The organism is Streptomyces sp. 4N124 (assembly GCF_052245395.1).
Classification (GTDB): domain Bacteria; phylum Actinomycetota; class Actinomycetes; order Streptomycetales; family Streptomycetaceae; genus Streptomyces.
In genome coordinates this window covers 80332-96646 of sequence record NZ_JBQQBS010000040.1, presented here as the reverse complement: position 1 = coordinate 96646, position 16315 = coordinate 80332, and the positions used below count along the sequence as shown (strand labels likewise).

The window sequence follows — 16315 nt, the reverse complement described above, 5'->3', positions numbered from 1 at the left end:
GGGCAGCGTCACCGCGTTGTAGCCGAAGGCCCAGACGAGGTTGGCGCGGATCGTGCCCAGGGTGCGGCGGGCCAGCCGGATCGCGTCGGCCAGGGCGTCGATGTCGCCGCGCACGAGGGTCACGTCGGCCGCCCCGGCGGCCACGTCCGTGCCGCTGCCCATGGCGATGCCGAGGTCGGCTCCGGCGAGCGCGGCGGCGTCGTTCACGCCGTCGCCGACGACCGCGACGCGGTCACCGCGCTCCCTCAACTCCCGTACGAGGTCTGCCTTGCCCTCGGGTGTGCAGCGGGCGTGCACCTCTTCGATGCCCAGGTCGGCGGCGACGGCCCGGGCGGACGCCGCCCGGTCGCCGGTCGCCAGGACCGGACGTACGCCCAGGCGCCGCAGCCGGTCGACGGCGCGGTAGCTGCCGGGGCGGACGACGTCCCCGAGTTCGACCAGGGCCTGGGCGGCTCCGTCCACCCGGACCAGGACCGGCGTGTGCGCGGCGGCCTCCGCGACCGGCAGCGCGTCCGCCAGCGCGGCGGGCAACTCCTCGTCCGGAGCGAGGACTTCGACGAGCCGCCCGTCGATCCGGCCCCGTACACCGGCCCCCGGCACCGCCCGGAAGTCGCTCACCTCGGGCAACGGCCGCTCCGGCAGCGCCCTTCGCGCGTACGCGGTGATCGCCCGCCCGAGCGGATGTTCCGAGCCCTGCTCGACCGCCCCGGCCAGCCGCAGCACGGTCTCGCGGCCGAGGCCGCCCGGCACCGCGGTGATGCGGGCGACGGTCATGTGGCCGGAGGTGAGGGTGCCGGTCTTGTCGAGGACGACGGTGTCGATGTGCCGAAGCCCTTCCAGGGCCTGCGGTCCGCGGATCAGGACGCCGAGTTGGGCGCCGCGGCCGGTGGCGGCCATCAGCGCGGTCGGCGTCGCCAGGCCCAGCGCGCACGGACAGGCCACGACGAGCACCGCCACGCACGCGGTGACCGCGGCCTGCGGCTCGGCCCCGGCGCCCAGCCAGAAGCCGAGCGTCGTGACGGCGAGCGCGAGCACGACGGGGACGAAGACGCCCGCCACCGCATCCGCCAGCCGCTGCGCCCGCGCCTTGCCCGCCTGAGCCTCCGTCACCAGTCGGGTGATCCGGGCGAGTTGGGTGTCGGCGCCGACCGCGGTCGCCCGGACGAGCAGCAGTCCGCCCGCGTTGACGGCCCCGCCGACGACGGCCGCACCCGGCTGCACCTCCACCGGCTCGCTCTCCCCGGTGATCAGGGACAGGTCCACCGCGGAACTGCCCTCCACCACCGCACCGTCGGTGGCCACCCGTTCCCCGGGCCGCACCACGAACACCTGGCCGACCTGCAACTCCCCTATGGGCAGCAGCCGTTCGGTCCCGCCTTCCCGTACCGCCACGTCCTTGACCGTGAGCGCCGCCAGTGACCGCAGCGCCGCTCCTGTCCCGTGTCGCGCCCGCGCCTCCAGGAAGCGGCCCGCCAGCACGAACAGCGGTACGCCGACGGCCGCTTCGAGGTAGATGTGCGCCACGCCGTCGGAGGCGGAGGGCAGCACACTGAACGGCATCCGCATCCCCGGTTCGCCCGCGCCGCCGAGGAAGAGCGCATACGCCGACCAGGAGAAGGACGCCACGACGCCGAGCGACACCAGCGTGTCCATCGTCGCCGCCGAGTGCCGCAGCCCGCGTACCGCCCGCGCGTGGAACGGCCACGCACCCCATACGGCGACCGGTGCGGCCAGGACGAAGCACAGCCACTGCCAGTTGCGGAACTGGAGCGACGGCACCATCGACAGCACGAGCACCGGCATCGCGAGCAGTGCGGTGATCACCAACTGCCGTACGCCATCGGGAAGTTCCGCGGCTCCCGAATCCTCCCGGCGTTCCTTCGGAGGCTCGGGCAGCGCGGCCGTGTACCCGGCCTTCTCGACGGTCGCGACCAGTTCCTCGGGCGGCACGGACGCCGGATGGCTCACCCGGGCCCGGCCGGTGGCGAGGTTGACGGTCGCGGTGACGCCGTCGAGCTTGGCGAGCTTCTTCTCGACACGGTTCACGCAGGCCGCGCAGGTCATGCCACCGACGGTCAGATCGGTGGTCACCAGGGTCGCCTCAGCCACCGTGCCCGCCCCCGCCCCCGCCGCCGTGAGTCGTGCCGTCGCCGTCGCCGTCATCGCCGTCGGAAGCGGTTCCGGGGTCGTGCATACCGGGTGCGACCGGTCCGGAGCCCGCGCCGACGGCGTACGACACGGTGAACAGCAGGGCGAGGAGCAGCAGAAAGCCGCAGAGCGCGGGCGGGGGCAGCAGCTTGCGCAGTGCCGCGCCCGCGCTGGTGGGGAGTCGTCGGGAGTCGTCCATCACCTTCAGCAGTCGGGCCCGGTGGCGTCCGAGTTCCCCGGCTGCTCTGTGGCGCGCGTCACTGTGCGCCGGCCGCCTCCCGCTCGATCCGCTCGAACTGCGCACCCATCGCCTCGGCCAGCGCGTTGGCGGCGGACAGCGGACGGACCATGACGGTGAACTCGTCGATGCGGCCGTCCTCGTCGAAGTGCAGGAAGTCGCAGCCCTGGAGCTGCTTTCCGGCCACGGTGGCGGTGAAGACGAACGCGTGGTCGCGGCCGTCGGGGTTGGCGATCTCCCGTACGTAGGTGAAGTCCTCGAAGACGCGGAGGACACCGCGCAGGATCGCGGCGGTGATCGCCTTGCCCGGGTAGGGCTTGAAGACGACGGGGCTGGTGAACACGACGTCGTCGGCCAGAAGCGCCTCCACGGCTGCGATGTCACGGTTCTCGACGGCCTTGCGGAAGGGGTGCACGAGATCACCTCACTGTGGATTACTCAACAAGTTGAATAAGCATATCGGGTATCGGCAGGGTGTTATTGGATTGCCTATGGCAGGCATTGGTTTCCTCATTGGATCGCTATGGCAGACCCGCCTACGGTGGACGCATGGCAAAAATCCTCTTCGTAGTAACCGGCGTCGACTACTGGACGCTCGCCGACGACTCCCGGCACCCGACCGGCTTCTGGGCCGAGGAGGCCGTCGCCCCGTACGAGGCGTTCAAGGCCGCCGGTCACGAGATCGTGGTCGCCACGCCCGGCGGCGTCGTGCCGACCGTGGACCGGGCCAGCCTGGCGCCGGAGTTCAACGGCGGCCAGGAGGGCGCCGCCCGGGTCGCGGCGGCGCTCGCCTCGATCACCGAGCTTCAGCAGCCGGTCAAGCTGGAGGACGTCCGGCTCGACGATTACGACGCCGTCTTCTACCCGGGCGGTCACGGCCCGATGGAGGACCTCTCCGTCGACGCCACCTCCGGCAAGCTGCTGATCGACACCCTGGACTCCGGCAAGCCGCTCGGCGTCGTCTGCCACGGTCCGGCCGCGCTGCTGGCCGCTGTCCGGGACGGCGGCGACAACGCTTTCGCGGGGTACCGGGTCGCGGCCTTCACCAACGCCGAGGAGACGCAGTCCGGTTTCGCCGACAAGGCGAAGTGGCTGCTGGAGACCCGTCTCGTCGAGGCCGGCGTGGACGTCCGGGTCAGCGAGCCCTGGGCGCCGCACGTGGTCGTCGACCGCAACCTGGTCACCGGCCAGAACCCTGCCTCCGCCGACCCGGTCGCCACCGAGCTGCTGAAGAAGCTGGCCTGATCGGACAGGACGGCAAGCCATAGCGGAGAGCTAGGCTCACCGCTATGAGGCATAAGGATTCCAATGGCCCCGACGGGTCCCGCGAGCCCCGGGACCCAGATGGGGCGCCGCACTCGCAGCCCCTGGACCTGAACCTCGTCCGTACGTTCCTCGCCGTCTACCGCTCCGGCTCCTTCACCGCCGCCGCCCAGCTGCTCGGCATCTCGCAGCCCACGGTGACGACGCAGGTCAGGGCCCTGGAACGGCAGTCGCGGCGTGAGTTGTTCGCCCGACTGCCGCGCGGGGTCACGCCGACGCCGTACGCCCATGACCTGGCGACCAGGATCGCGGGCCCGCTGGACGCCCTGCTGGCCGCCGCCGGTCACGACCCGGCGGAGGCGCCGGCCACCGCTCCGGTCCATCTCGCCGGTCCCGCCGAACTCCTCTGCGTCCGGGTGCTGCCCGCGCTGGCGCCGCTCGTTACGGACGGCGTGCAGATGCGGATCACGCCCGGCCTGACCGACCCGCTCCTCGACGAACTGCGGTCCGGCCGCCACGACCTGGTCATCGCGACCACGCGCCCGCGCGGCCGGACGCTGGCCGCGATGCCGCTGCTGGACGAGGAGTTCGTCCTCGTCGCCGCGCCGAAGTGGGCCGAGCTCCTCGCCGGCCGCCTCACCACGGAGGGCCCCGGCGTCCTGCACACCGTCCCGCTGATCACGTACGCCGAGGACCTGCCCATCGTCCGCCGCTACTGGCGTCACGCCTTCGAGCAACGCCTCAACTGCCGCGCCGCCGTGACCATGCCCGACCTGCGCGGCGTCCTGGCAGCGGTCACGGCGGGCGCGGGCTTCACGGTCCTCCCCCGCTATCTCTGCGCTGCCGAACTCGCCGACGGCGCACTGGTCCTGCTGCACGAGACGGACGATCCGCCGATCAACACCGCGTATCTCGTCCAGCGCCCGGGGACACCGGAGAATCCGGACGTCGTACGGGTACGGGAGCGGTTGCTGGCGCTGGGGCCCACGTGGTGACGTCCCCGGCTTCGGCGGCGTACGCGCTCACAGCCCGGCGTCACCGCAGCGCGCTGGTCACCCGGTAACTGCCGGACGGAATCCGGTAGTTGGCCGTCCCGTCCGTGTAACCCAGGTACGTCACCCCGGGCACATGAGCCAGCGGTGTCCGTCCTTCCCGCACCGTGTCCGGATCGGCCGTCGGGACGCGCAGGGTCGCCGTCGTGTTGGGCGGGACCACGGACCGGTGAGCGAACGTCGCCCCGGTGACGCTCCACTCGCTGACGATCTCGCCGTAGGGGGAGACGTACGAACCGGACACCCGCGTGACCTTCCCGGTGGGGTCGATGTGCGGCCGCAGGAAGAAGTGGCGGAAGCCGGGGTGGGCCGGGTCCTTGGCGATGCCGGCCATGTCCTCGAACATCCACTCCGCGATGGCACCGTAGGAGTAGTGGTTGAACGAGTTCATCTCGACCGGGCCGAAGCCGTCCTCCTCGGAGTAGGAGTTCCAGCGCTCCCAGACGGTGGTGGCGCCGTTCTTCACCGAGTACAGCCAGGACGGCATGGCGTCCTGGTGGAGCAGTTCGTAGGCCAGGTCGGCGCGGCCTGCGGCGGTGAGCACGGGGGCGAGGACGTTGACGCCCAGGAAGCCCACGGACAGCGTGTTCTCGGCGTACTCCACCCGGGCGCTGTCCGGGTGGGCCTGCTTGTACTCCTCCGAGTTCCCGATGTTCTCGGCGAGCAGGGCCACCAGTTCGCGGCGCTGCGCGTCCGTGTCGTACAGGCCGAGCTTGAGCGCCCACACCAGCGCGGTCTGGGAGTTGTCCTCCGCCGGGGCCGGTTCGCCCCAGTCCTGCGGCTTGCCGAGGCTGGAGCGGAGCACGAGCCTGCCGGAGGCGTCGGTGGCGAGATACTTCGCCGTGAACGCCTTCTTGATCCGCGCGTACAGCTCGTCGTAGGCGGAAGCTTCGGCCGTACGGCCGGTGGCGCGGCCCATGTCCGCCAGCAGCCGGGTGGAGTACGCGTAGTAGGCGTCGCTCATCAGCTGGGCGCTGGTGTTCTGGAACGACAGCCAGTCGCCGAAGATCGCGCCCTGACCGGCGTACGTGTCACCGGACTTGGCGCGGATCCAGTCGACGTACTTGGTCATGGCCGCCCAGCTGCGGTCGATCACCGTGGTGTCGCCGGACATCTGCCAGACGGTCCACGGCACGATGACACCCGCGTCGGCCCAGCCGCTCGCGGGGGCCGGGAAGGCGTACCGGGAGCCGGGCGCGATACAGGGGAACTGGGCGCCGTCAAGGCCGTAGGCGGTCTGCGAGGCGATGAGGGTGTCCTGGAAGTGGCTGAGGAAGTTCACCGCGTCGCCGTTGTAGAGGGCGGTGTTGCAGAACACCTGGGTGTCACCGGTCCAGCCCTGGCGCTCGTCGCGCTGCGGGCAGTCGGTGGGGATCCAGAGGTAGTTGCCGCGCTGGCCCCAACGGACGTTGCTGAACAGCTGGTTGACGAGGTCGTTGTCGGTGGTGACGGTGCCGGTGTCGCGGACGGCGGAGGTGGCGACCTTGCCGGTCACGCCGGAGACGGTGACGGTGGTGCCGGGCGTGGTGACGCGCACCTGGACGTAGCGGAAGCCGTAGAAGGTGAGCGCGTCCTGGTGGGTCTCGCCGTCCTCGGCGCCCTTCAGGACGTAGGTGCTGGTCGCCTTGGCCGCGCGCAGGTTGGCCAGATACACCGAGCCCTCGGGGCCGTCGGCGCCCGCGCTGTCGTCGTTGAGCATCTCGCCGAAGCGGAACACGACTTCGGCGCCGGCCGGGCCCTTGAGGGTGTAGCGGGGGACGCCGACCAGGTTCTGGCCCAGGTCGAAGATGACGGTGTCCCCTGTGCGGAGGGTGACGCGGGCGCGGGTGGCCTCGGCGGGGTCGGTGGTCGAGCGGTCCGGGTCGACGACGATACGGCCCTTGCCGTTGGGGCTGTCCGACGCGCCGGTGACCTTGTCGTAGACGGTCACCGACTGCGGGCGACGGTCCCACTCCGGCATCAGGCGCGCCGTCTCGCCGGGGTAGGCGATCAGCTTCGAGTCGGGGAACTTCGCGGCGAAACCGTGTACTTCGACGTCCGCCCAGGTGCTGTCGTCGAAACCGTTCGCCGTCCAGCCGTCCAGTTCCTTGCGGGCGTCGTAGGTCTGCCCGTCGTAGATGTCGTCCGCGCGGTACGGGCCGGTGTCGGTGGCCTTCCAACCGGTGCCGGGCGCGGTGACCACCGTCTGGGTCGTGCCGTCGATGTACCGGATCAGCAGCTTCGCCTTCAGGGCGAGCGGGTTGCCGTCCTTGCTGTAGTACTTGCTCGCGGGCGCGCCGTCGACCGGTTCGCTGACGCGCGAGTTGTACCAGCCGTTGCCGAGGACCGCGGCGAGCGTGACGCGCCGCTCGCCCGCGAGCAGGTCGGTCACGTCGTACGTCATGTAGTTGACGCTGGTGTCGTAGTTGGTCCAGCCCGGCGTGAGCAGTTCATACGTGCGCCCGCCGTCCTGCGGCACGGAGACGCGGTGGCCGTTGAGGTGGGCCTCGTAGACGCCGAGGGCCGAGATGTAGAGGCGGGCCTGTGCGACGCGGGCCTTGCGGAGAGCGGTTTCATGGCGGAGCAGCGGCGCACCGGCGGTGTTCGGACGCTTGCCCGCCATGCTGATCCACTGGGCGCCGTTCCAGCCGGTCACGCCGTCCGTGCTGAGGAGACCGGTTTCGAAAACTGCGGTGGGGGTGGGGGCGGACACCTTGCGGCCGTGCTCGTCCCAGACTCGGACGGTCCAGAAGTAGCGGGTGGAGGGCTGGAGTTCGGGGCCCGCGTAGCGCACCGCCACGGAGTCCGCCGAGTCGATCCGGCCGCTGTTCCACACGTCCGTGCGACCGGGTCTGGTCCCGACGAGGATCTGGTACGCCGTCTGGCGCCGGCCCCGGGCCGTCGAGCGCAGATGCCAGCCGAAGCGGGGGGTGGGGTCATCCACGCCCAGGGGGTTCGTTCGGTGCTCCACGGTCAGGTGCTCCACGGTCAGGTGCTCCACGGTCAGGGCGGAGACGGAGGTCTTAGCTGAGGCGGGTGGCGCGGCATACGCCGTACCTCTCCCCGTCGTCACCGCCGCCGCGACCGCCGTACCCACGCTCACGGCGAGCACGGTTCTGCGGGGCACCCCGTTCGGTTCGCTGTCGATTCCGTTGTCCATGCCGTCATCCCTTCGGCTTTCGACGCACGGGTTGTATCGATTCACTGCGATCGGCCGGGAACCTAGTGACGTCTGGGATGGCTGTCCATGACTTCGGCCGAGAAAATCACAGTGAAAATTGAACGGGCATTGAAACTTTTCAAAACCGGAATGTCAGCCCCTCGATCGATCGCCGTAGGGGCGCCGTACGCAGGACGCGACGACCACGAAGGGCCACAGGGCCTGCATCGCCGTCACCAGACGCTCGGCAGCCCCGATGGCACCGTCGTCCTGCTGCATCTCGATCAGAAACCAGAGCGCGGCGAGACCCATCAGCGCGGTCGCCGCGAGGGAGGGCCCCGGCCGCAGGCCCCAGGGCGCGGCTGCGCCACGCACGGCGGCCAGCACCGGCCACACCGCCAGGAGCATGAAGCCGACCGCGGCGACCGAACCGTGCCGCAGCGAACCCCCGCTGCTCGGCGGCGGCACCAGCGCCACCACCAACGCGGCCAGCCCGCCCCCACCCAAAGCCACACGCCCGGCGAACGCGGCCGGCCGCAGGCCCCAGGCGGTGAGCAGATGACAGACGCCCAGCGCGAACAAGGCCGGGGTCATCACCCAGTACCCCGACGCCCCGTAGGCCGCCAAGACGCTGATCGTCTGGGTGGCGGGGTCATAGGCGGACCCCTCCAGCAGCGCCGCGACCGACCAGCCGCCGATCAACAGGAAAGGGGCACACGCCGATGACAGCAAGGCCCACCACGGCACAATTCGCATCAGAGCACGGTAAAACGGCGCATCCTTCCCGCATCGCATACACGCAGACGACGGCGAGGGTGCCCCATGTCAGCCGTCGGAGATAACAGTTGCTTGACTTAGGCAAGGTAATCTGCTTGCCTAAGTCAAGGAAGCCCGGATGGGTGCCGCTGCTGCCGCGAACCGCCAGCACCTCCAGAAAGCGAATCACTCCATGACCACGATGAAGTCCGTACGGACCGGCGAGCAGAACAAGATCGATGTGGTGGAGGTCGAGCGGCCCGCACCGGGACCGAAGGACGCCCTGCTCCGGATCCGCGCCTGCGGTATCTGCGGTACGGACACCGCCTTTCTGCACATGGGCGGCATGCCGTCCCGAGGGCACGCAGGCGGTGAGACGGTCGCCATCCCCCTCGGCCATGAGCCGGCGGGCGAGATCGTGGAGGTCGGTGCCGAAGTAGCCGGCCTCAAGGTCGGTGACCGCGTCGTGGTCAACCCCCAGGCCGCACCCTCAGGCATCATCGGCTGCGGCGGCGCACACGGGGGCATGACCGAGTACCTGCTCATCGAGGACTGTGTCGTCGGCAGGAGCGTCGCCCTCTTCCCCGACACGGTCCCCTTCGACGTCGCCTCGCTCAACGAGCCCATGGCCGTCGCCCGCCACTGCGTCAACCGCTCCGAGGCGAAGCCGGGCGACAAGGTCGTCATCTTCGGGGCCGGGCCCATCGGTCTGGGTGCCGCGATCTGGCTGAAGCTGCGCGGCGTCGAGCACGTGGTCGTCGCGGACCTGATACCCGAACGGCTCAAGACCGCGCTGGCAGTCGGCGCGGACGCCGTCATCAACTCCGCCGCCGAAGACATCACCGCCAGACTGACGGAACTGCACGGTCAGGCGGCCAACGCCCTGGGTCAGCCACGGGCCGGCACCGACATCTACATCGACGCCGCCGGCGCGCCCGCCGTCTTCAACGCCACCGTCGCCGCCGCCAAGTGGGGCGCGAAGCTGGTCATGGTCGCCGTACAGAAGAAGTCCGACGCCATCGACCTCGGCGGCATGCTCCGCAGCGAGCTCACCCTCATCGCCTCCCAGGGCTACCCCACCGAGATCTTCGAGGTCACCGCCGAACTCGTCGAGCACCACGAGCGGTTCGCCAAGCTGATCAGCCACCGTGTCCCCTTCTCCGAGGCCGAGCGCGCCTTCGAGCTCGCGCTGACCCCCGGAGCGGCCGAGAAGGTCGTCGTCACCTTCGACGACCAGCCGTAAGCGCCCCGGGCCCCGCAAGCCAAGTAGCCCTGGACCGCCAACCACACAGCGCGTGTCGAGGACCGGTCAGGATTCAAGAAGCGCCGGTCACCGAGCCGCGCTTAGCGTGAATGCCATGACCTCCATCGATTGCATCACCCTTGAGGTGGCCGACCCCACGGCCGCCGAGCGCTTCTACACCGACGCCTTCGGCCTGGGCAAAGAGGTACGTCTGCGGGCCTCGGAGGAGCCGACGTCCGGCTTCCGCGGGTTCACGGTGTCGCTCGTGGTCTCCCAGCCGTCGATCGTCAACGGCCTGTTCGGCGCCGCCCTGGCCGCCGGTGCCACCGAGCTGAAGCCCGCCAAGAAGTCGTTGTGGGGTTACGGCGGTGTCGTCCAGGCCCCCGACGGGACGATCTGGCAGCTCGCAAGCTCGTCGAAGAAGGACACCGGCCCGGACAGCCGGCAGATCGATGAGATCGTTCTTCTCCTTGGCGTCTCGGACATGGCCGCGACCAAGGCTTTCTACGTCGACCGCGGCCTCAAGGTCGCGAAGAGCTTCGGCAGCAAGTACGTCGAGTTCGACGCTGCGTCCAGTCCCGTCAAGCTGTCGCTGTACGGCCGTCGGGGCCTGGCCAAGGTCGCCGGAGTCCCGCCGGAGGGCACCGGGTCCCACCGGCTCACGATCGGCGGCGACGCCGGGACCTTCACCGACCCGGACGGGTTCGTGTGGGAGCCCGCGGCATGAAGAGGTCGAGGTCGGGCTGAGCTCGACACCGAGCTGCCCTATTCGCAGATGATCTCGTTGCGCGGCGTGTAGTGCGTGCGGAACGGCTCCCGCTTCACCTCTTGGCCACCGTCGCGGAAGACCCGCTCCACGGTGACGTCGAAGCCCTCCAGCGGAGTCTGCGGCACGCACTCCTTGTCGGTGCTGACCTTCTTCTCCGGGTCCTTCACCTTCGTGCGCGGTCCTGTGACCGACTCGATCTCGTCGTACTTCTTGGTGCCGAGGAACGTGATGGTCACCGAGGTGTCGGTGGACTCGGCCTGGATGTAGATGGCGTTGCCGGAGTCGTTGGTGAACCTCAGGTCCAGGCTGCCCCAGGCGACCGTCGCCTCGCGGCCCTCCGGGTAGCGCTCGATGTAGAAGGAGTGGGCGCCGTACTCCACGGGCTTGACCCCGGCGAAGAACATCGCGTTGAACACGGTCGTGGCCACGGCGGAGACCCCGCCACCAGGCGCCTTGGTGAACTGGTCGTCGAGGATCATGACGCCCTCGACGAAGCCGTTGGCCTCGGTGCGCTCACCGACGGTCCGGTTGAAGCTCCAGGTCTTGTCCGGCATGACGAGGGAGCCGTTGATCAGTTCCACGGCCCGGCCGATGTTCTTGGTGCGGTACGGCGCCGGTTCGAAATTGACGGTGAAGGAGGACATCTTCTCCGTCAGCCCCAGCCGCGCGGCGTTCTCGCGGGTCACCTGCGGCTGGGTCACCCGCGTGGCCACCTCGCCGGTCCGTGCGGTGCCCGACTTGGTGAGCAGCGGCAGTACGGCCTTGCTCAGCGCCTTGTCGGTGATCTCCTGGCCAGGACGGCCGTCCTCGGCCACCGCGACCTTGTCGCCGTCGAGGCGCAGCGTGGCGTTCTCGGCCTTGGCGGGCAGGTCGGCGAGGGACTGGGCCACCGCGGGGGCGGCGCGCAGGCCCTTGCCGTCCAGCTTCGGGGTCAGCGTGCCGGTGCTGTCCGGCCGCATCGTCAGGTGTGCGCCCAGGACGGACTGGTCGATCGTGAACCGCTTGTCGCCCGCGGTGAGCGTGACGGGCGCCGACATGGCCGGCTGCGCGAACTCGCGCACCGCCCGCCGCACCTCCTCCGCCGTGACCTTCGGCTTCGTCTCGCGGGTGGGCAGCGCGGTGGTGGAGCCGGCCTCGCCGCGCAGGAAGGCGGTGCGCAGGGGGTCGACCGCGGCGTCCACCTCCAGCGCGGAGCCGTTGCGCGGGGCGACCTGCCGGACCTGGCCGTCCGCGAAGGTGACGCCACCGTTCCGGACCTTTTGGTCGAGCGACTTCGCCAGCTTTCCGAGGGCGGAGTGGGCCTTGTCCTCGTCGACGCGTACGACCGGCTCGACGGCACCGCCGGAGCTGAAGAGACCGCCGATCACGCTGAACGGATCGGCGTCGCCGGTGCGCGCTGCCCGGTCGACGGTTTCCTCGATGTCGAAGGTGATTCCGGCCCGCTGCGGATCGACCGTGCCCCTGCGGTCACCGACCGTCACCGCCAGGTCCTGCGAGGCGGCCTCCCCCAGGCGCTCCTCCAGCTTCTCGGCGGCCTCGGCGCGGGTCAGGCCCCCGATGTCCACACCGCGCACCGTCGTGCCGGTGTCGATGTCCCCGCCCGCGAGCAGCAGCCCGGCGAGATACAGGCCACCCACACCGACGGTCAGAGCGCCGCCGGCCAGGGCGAGAGGCGGAACGGAGGGTATTCGGGGGCGCATGGGTCTCCTGGACGATGGATGGGGGACGGTGCACCGGAGGACGCGACACTGCGCACAGGGCAAGCGTCCCAAGGTAGCCACAAAAGGACCGAAAACGCATATGTCCCACGTCACGCCGGGGTTCCGGAGCAGCCGCACAGTGCTGCCACCACGTGTGGTTTCCACGGTCGAATCGCCGTGATGGTTCAATCCGCGCACACGGAGATCGACTCGGCCTCGGCGCCCGGCTCCGAGCCGTCGCCCGCCCAGGACCGGACAGGCCGTGCCGAGCCGCCGGTATGCTGAGGCGGCTGCGGCACCCCCCACCATCACCCGTTCTCACGTGGTGAGTTACGGCCTGCGGCGACCGCGACGTCTCACGGCAAGAGGATGACAACAGGTGCTGATGGCGGGCCGCTACCGGCTGGACGAGTCGATCGGACGCGGTGGGATGGGGGAGGTCTGGCGGGCGTACGACGAGACCCTCGCCCGGCCGGTGGCCGTCAAGCTCCTGCTGCCCCAGGACTCCGACCCCACCGCCACCTCCCGTTTCCGGCTGGAGGCGCAGACCGCGGCCCGGATCGACCACCCGAACGTGGTCGGCGTCCTGGACTTCGGCGAGTACGACAACCGGCTCTTCCTGGTGATGGAACTCGTCGAGGGCGCCAGCCTCGCCCGGGCGCTGGACCGGTCCGGCGCGCTGCCCGCCGACCGCGTGGCCTCGATCGCCGCGCAGGCCGCCGCCGGGCTCGCCGCCGCGCACCGGCAGGGCATCGTCCACCGGGACATCAAGCCCGCCAACCTGCTCCTGGACGCCGATGGCACCCTCAAGATCGGCGACTTCGGCATCGCCCGCTTCCTCGACGACCCCGGCGCCGCACTGACGGCCACCGGGCAGATCGTCGGCACGAGTCTCTACCTCGCCCCCGAGCGCGCCCTCGGACAGCCGGCGGGCCCGGCCTCCGACGTGTACGCGCTGGGCTGCGTGCTCTACCAACTCCTCACCGGCCGACCGCCGTTCCAGGCCGACACCGCCGTCGCCATCCTGCACCAGCACCTCGACGCCGCCCCCGTACCACCCCGCGAACTGGGCATCCCCGGTCTCCCGCCCGCCTTCGAGAACTACCTCCTCGGCCTGCTCGCCAAGGACCCGGAACACCGGCCCACCGCCCAGCAGGCCGCCGAATGGTTCGCCGACGGTGCCTGGCTCGGGCGCCCCGAGCCGCTCCCCGACGCGACACCGGCTGCCCGGCCGGGGTCACATCAGTTGGGCGAGACCAGTGCCCCGACCACGTACGCACTGCCCTCCGTCCAGGGCGGCGCCGTCGGCCGGTCCCGGGCACGCCGTCCGGAACGACCGGCGCCCCTCACCCGCCTGGCACGTCGGCCGCGGGTGGCGGCCACGGCAGCCGGAGCCGTGCTCTTCGTGGCCGCGATGCTCCTCGGCGTGCTGTGGTTCGCCCCCGACGACACCGCGGCGAAGGGCACGGACTCCGAGCCGTCGCCCCGTACGAGCGCTCCCGCCTCCGCCTCTCCCCTGGCATCGAACCCGGCTTCCACCGCCGCCCCGGGCCCGTCGGCGGAGCCGAGCGGCAGCCGGGAACAGCGTGACGACGAGAAGCCGGAGCGGGAGAAGCGACACGACGGACGTCAGGACGAGGAGGGGGACGAGGACGACTGACGGCGGCCCGATCGGCGTCACGGGTCAGTGCCGCTCCGGATCGAACTCCAGCACCTGCGTCAGCCGGATGTTGTTGCCGGACTGGTCCCGGAACGATGTGTCGATGCCGTACGGCTGGACCGTCGGCGGGTCGTTGAACTCGACGCCACGGGCGGACAGTTCGTCATACGCGGCCTTGCAGTCGTCGGTCTCCAGGAACAGCGTGCCGCCCGCGCCCTTGGCCACCAGATCCGAAAGCTGGGCACTGCTCGCCCCATCCAGCATCGGCTGCCCCGGTATCGGCATCAGCACCAATGCCGGGCCCTCCCCGCCGGGCGGACCGACGCACAGCCAGCGGAAGCTCCATGCCTCCATCAGCACGTCCGCCCGGACCTCCCACCCGAGTTTGCTGGTGTAGAAGTCCAGCGCCGCGTCCTGGTCGTGCACCCAGAACTGCGCGTTGGCGATCTTGATCGTCGTCATGGTCGCTCCTCGGTCGGTTGCCTGGAACCGACGCTAGGCAGCGGGCGACGCCGTGTCTTCTCGAAACGTGCGGTTCTGCGGCCGTCCGTACGCCATCGCCACACAGCGCGGGATACGCACATGCCGTGCGGCGGGCGGATGGGCCGCACGGTAGGCCTGCGGGGTCATCCCGTACATCCTCCGGAAACTCGTCGTGAACGAACCGATGCTCCGCACGCCCACCGCGACGCCGACCGCGGCCACCGTCCAGTCGGTCGCCAGCAGCAGGGCGGCGGCCCGCTCCAGGCGACGGGTCAGCAGGTACTGGTGCGGCGACTCACCGAACGCGGCCTTGAAGCAGCGGCTGAAGTGGGCCGGGGACAGCGCCGCGGCCGCAGCCATGTCGGACACAGTGAGTGCCTCGAAGTAGCGGGCGTCCACGAGATCCCTGGCGCGGAGCAGATGACGAGCGATCGGAACATGGGCCACGGGACCATTGTGCGGTCACCGGAATGACGGAACCTCATCTCCGCGGCTCCCGCCGTCGACGTCCGGCCACGAATGGCTGTCGGCATGTTGCCGACGACGATCGCCGCTGGGCATATTGAGACCCCGCCCTCCCGGGTGATCTCCCCTCAAGTTTCTCTTTTGGTCGCCGCGGATTTGAGTGATGAAGAATCCCTAAGGTGCTCCACGGGGCGATTTTCAGCTCGTGCGGATAAGGAGAAATCCATGCAGAGCGCGCGGTTCAATGCTTCCGGTAATGCGGCGGCGAAAGTTTCCTATACGGCCCGCCGCCTTGTCGAGCTGGGCCACGGAAGCACCGGCACACTAGGGCTGAGCAGGCAGGATGCCCGTCCGATGGCAGGTGATCTGGTGCTGTGCCGGGTGACCGAAATCGGCCAGCACAAATCCCTCGGGCAGGCACACGGAAAGCGCAATCGGCTGTTCGTCGGCGACACGATAGTGGTCGCCTATGGCGCACGCTACGCCCCCGATCAATTCGAGGCAGAAGTGCCAGGCGATCTCGGTCCCTGTGACCTGGCCGCCGGAGGCGGTATAGCCGGGCGGGTCGTCTCCTCCCACTCCAGAATGAACCCTCCCACCCGGCTGCAGCCCCTTGGTCTGGTGACCGACGAGCACGGCGCGGTCATCAACCTCGCCCGCCTGGCCCGGCCCGTCGTGCCGGCCCTCGCACCGCGCCCGCGCACCGTCGCCGTACTCGGCACCTCGATGAACGCGGGCAAGACGACCGTGGCCGCCGCCCTCATACGCGGCCTCAGCCTGGCCGGCCGCCGGGTCGGCGCGGCAAAGGTGACCGGCACCGGTGCGCCCGGAGACCCGACGCTGATGGCCGACGCGGGCGCGTCGCGGGTCATCGACTTCACCGACCTGGGTTTCCCCACCACCTACCAGCTGCCGATGCCACAGGTGATCCGCATCCTGCGCAGCGCGATCACGGATCTGACGAGCCACCAGGCGGACGCCATAGTGCTGGAAGTCGCGGACGGGATCCTGCAACGGGAGACGTCAGCGCTGATGCGGACACCGGAATTCCGCGCCGAGGTGGACAGCATCGTGTTCGCGGCCGGTGACTCGGTCAGCGCGGTGGCGGGAGTACGGCTGCTGCGTGAGGAGGGGCTTCCCGTCATGGCCCTGAGCGGGGTGCTGACGGCCTCTCCGCTGGCCATGTCCGAAGCGGTGGCCGGCGTGGACCTCCCCGTGTTCGAAGCGGCTGCCCTGTCCGACCCCTCCGTCGCCGGCCAGATCCTCGCGGGTGCCATGGCGGGCGGGAGCCTCGTCAGGGACGAGAGCGGCCTGCCGGAGGACGGCAGCCGACTGACGGACCGCAGCGGCCCTCTGACGGCCGAATCAGTGGCTTGACCGCGGCGGGACGACAGCGCGT

The 16315-nt window shown here is 70.4% G+C and carries 14 protein-coding genes; 6 read left to right on the top strand and 8 right to left on the bottom strand.

Translation table 11 applies throughout. The features are described from left to right. From ACTWQO_RS32565 to ACTWQO_RS32555, 3 genes are all read right to left on the bottom strand, one after another. Positions 1-2064 (bottom strand): heavy metal translocating P-type ATPase (locus tag ACTWQO_RS32565; protein WP_443240966.1); only part of this gene is annotated, 2064 nt, incomplete at its 3' end. 37 nt (positions 2065-2101) lie between these two features. Beyond that, positions 2102-2347 (bottom strand): hypothetical protein, encoded by a 246-nt coding sequence (locus ACTWQO_RS32560; RefSeq protein ID WP_443240964.1) that lies wholly within the window; start codon positions 2345-2347, stop codon positions 2102-2104. A gap of 58 nt (positions 2348-2405) precedes the next feature. Further along, the gene (locus tag ACTWQO_RS32555; RefSeq protein WP_443240963.1) at positions 2406-2801 is read right to left on the bottom strand and encodes a nuclear transport factor 2 family protein; all 396 of its coding nucleotides are present in this window, start codon (positions 2799-2801) and stop codon (positions 2406-2408) included. A 134-nt stretch (positions 2802-2935) separates the two neighbouring features. Between ACTWQO_RS32555 and ACTWQO_RS32550 the strand changes: the two genes are divergently transcribed. Together ACTWQO_RS32550 and ACTWQO_RS32545 are read left to right on the top strand one after the other, a co-directional pair. Next, entirely contained in the window at positions 2936-3631 is a 696-nt protein-coding gene (locus ACTWQO_RS32550; protein ID WP_443240962.1) for a type 1 glutamine amidotransferase domain-containing protein, read from the top strand. A 44-nt stretch (positions 3632-3675) separates the two neighbouring features. After that, the gene (locus ACTWQO_RS32545) at positions 3676-4644 is read left to right on the top strand and encodes a LysR family transcriptional regulator (RefSeq protein WP_443240961.1); all 969 of its coding nucleotides are present in this window, start codon (positions 3676-3678) and stop codon (positions 4642-4644) included. Between the two features lie 40 nt (positions 4645-4684). On the opposite strand, the gene ACTWQO_RS32540 is transcribed toward ACTWQO_RS32545, so the two are convergent. Then, entirely contained in the window at positions 4685-7840 is a 3156-nt protein-coding gene (locus ACTWQO_RS32540) for a family 78 glycoside hydrolase catalytic domain (RefSeq protein ID WP_443240960.1), read from the bottom strand. 153 nt (positions 7841-7993) lie between these two features. Then, positions 7994-8596: a DUF998 domain-containing protein gene (locus tag ACTWQO_RS32535; protein WP_443240959.1), complete on the bottom strand. Its 603-nt coding sequence runs from the start codon at positions 8594-8596 to the stop codon at positions 7994-7996. Positions 8597-8789: 193 nt separating this feature from the next. Here ACTWQO_RS32535 and ACTWQO_RS32530 point away from each other — a divergent pair, with 193 nt between their 5' ends. Then, positions 8790-9839 carry a zinc-dependent alcohol dehydrogenase gene (locus tag ACTWQO_RS32530; protein ID WP_443240958.1) on the top strand — a complete coding sequence of 350 codons (1050 nt, stop codon included), beginning with the start codon at positions 8790-8792 and terminating at the stop codon, positions 9837-9839. A gap of 115 nt (positions 9840-9954) precedes the next feature. Further along, entirely contained in the window at positions 9955-10566 is a 612-nt protein-coding gene (locus ACTWQO_RS32525) for a glyoxalase (protein WP_443240957.1), read from the top strand. Between the two features lie 38 nt (positions 10567-10604). Here the strand turns inward: ACTWQO_RS32525 and ACTWQO_RS32520 are convergent, their stop codons facing one another. Next, positions 10605-12308: a VanW family protein gene (locus ACTWQO_RS32520; RefSeq protein ID WP_443240956.1), complete on the bottom strand. Its 1704-nt coding sequence runs from the start codon at positions 12306-12308 to the stop codon at positions 10605-10607. 379 nt (positions 12309-12687) lie between these two features. On the opposite strand from ACTWQO_RS32520, the gene ACTWQO_RS32515 reads away from it, so the two are divergent. Then, on the top strand, positions 12688-13968 hold the full coding sequence (locus tag ACTWQO_RS32515) for a protein kinase domain-containing protein (RefSeq protein WP_443240955.1): 1281 nt from the start codon (positions 12688-12690) through the stop codon (positions 13966-13968). A gap of 24 nt (positions 13969-13992) precedes the next feature. On the opposite strand, the gene ACTWQO_RS32510 is transcribed toward ACTWQO_RS32515, so the two are convergent. Together ACTWQO_RS32510 and ACTWQO_RS32505 are read right to left on the bottom strand one after the other, a co-directional pair. Continuing rightward, entirely contained in the window at positions 13993-14430 is a 438-nt protein-coding gene (locus tag ACTWQO_RS32510; protein WP_443240954.1) for a VOC family protein, read from the bottom strand. Positions 14431-14463: 33 nt separating this feature from the next. Next, entirely contained in the window at positions 14464-14898 is a 435-nt protein-coding gene (locus ACTWQO_RS32505; protein ID WP_443240953.1) for a helix-turn-helix domain-containing protein, read from the bottom strand. 372 nt (positions 14899-15270) lie between these two features. Between ACTWQO_RS32505 and ACTWQO_RS32500 the strand changes: the two genes are divergently transcribed. Then, a complete protein-coding gene (locus tag ACTWQO_RS32500; RefSeq protein WP_443240952.1) occupies positions 15271-16293 on the top strand; it encodes a DUF1611 domain-containing protein in 1023 nt (340 codons plus the stop codon). Positions 16294-16315 lie beyond the last annotated feature (22 nt).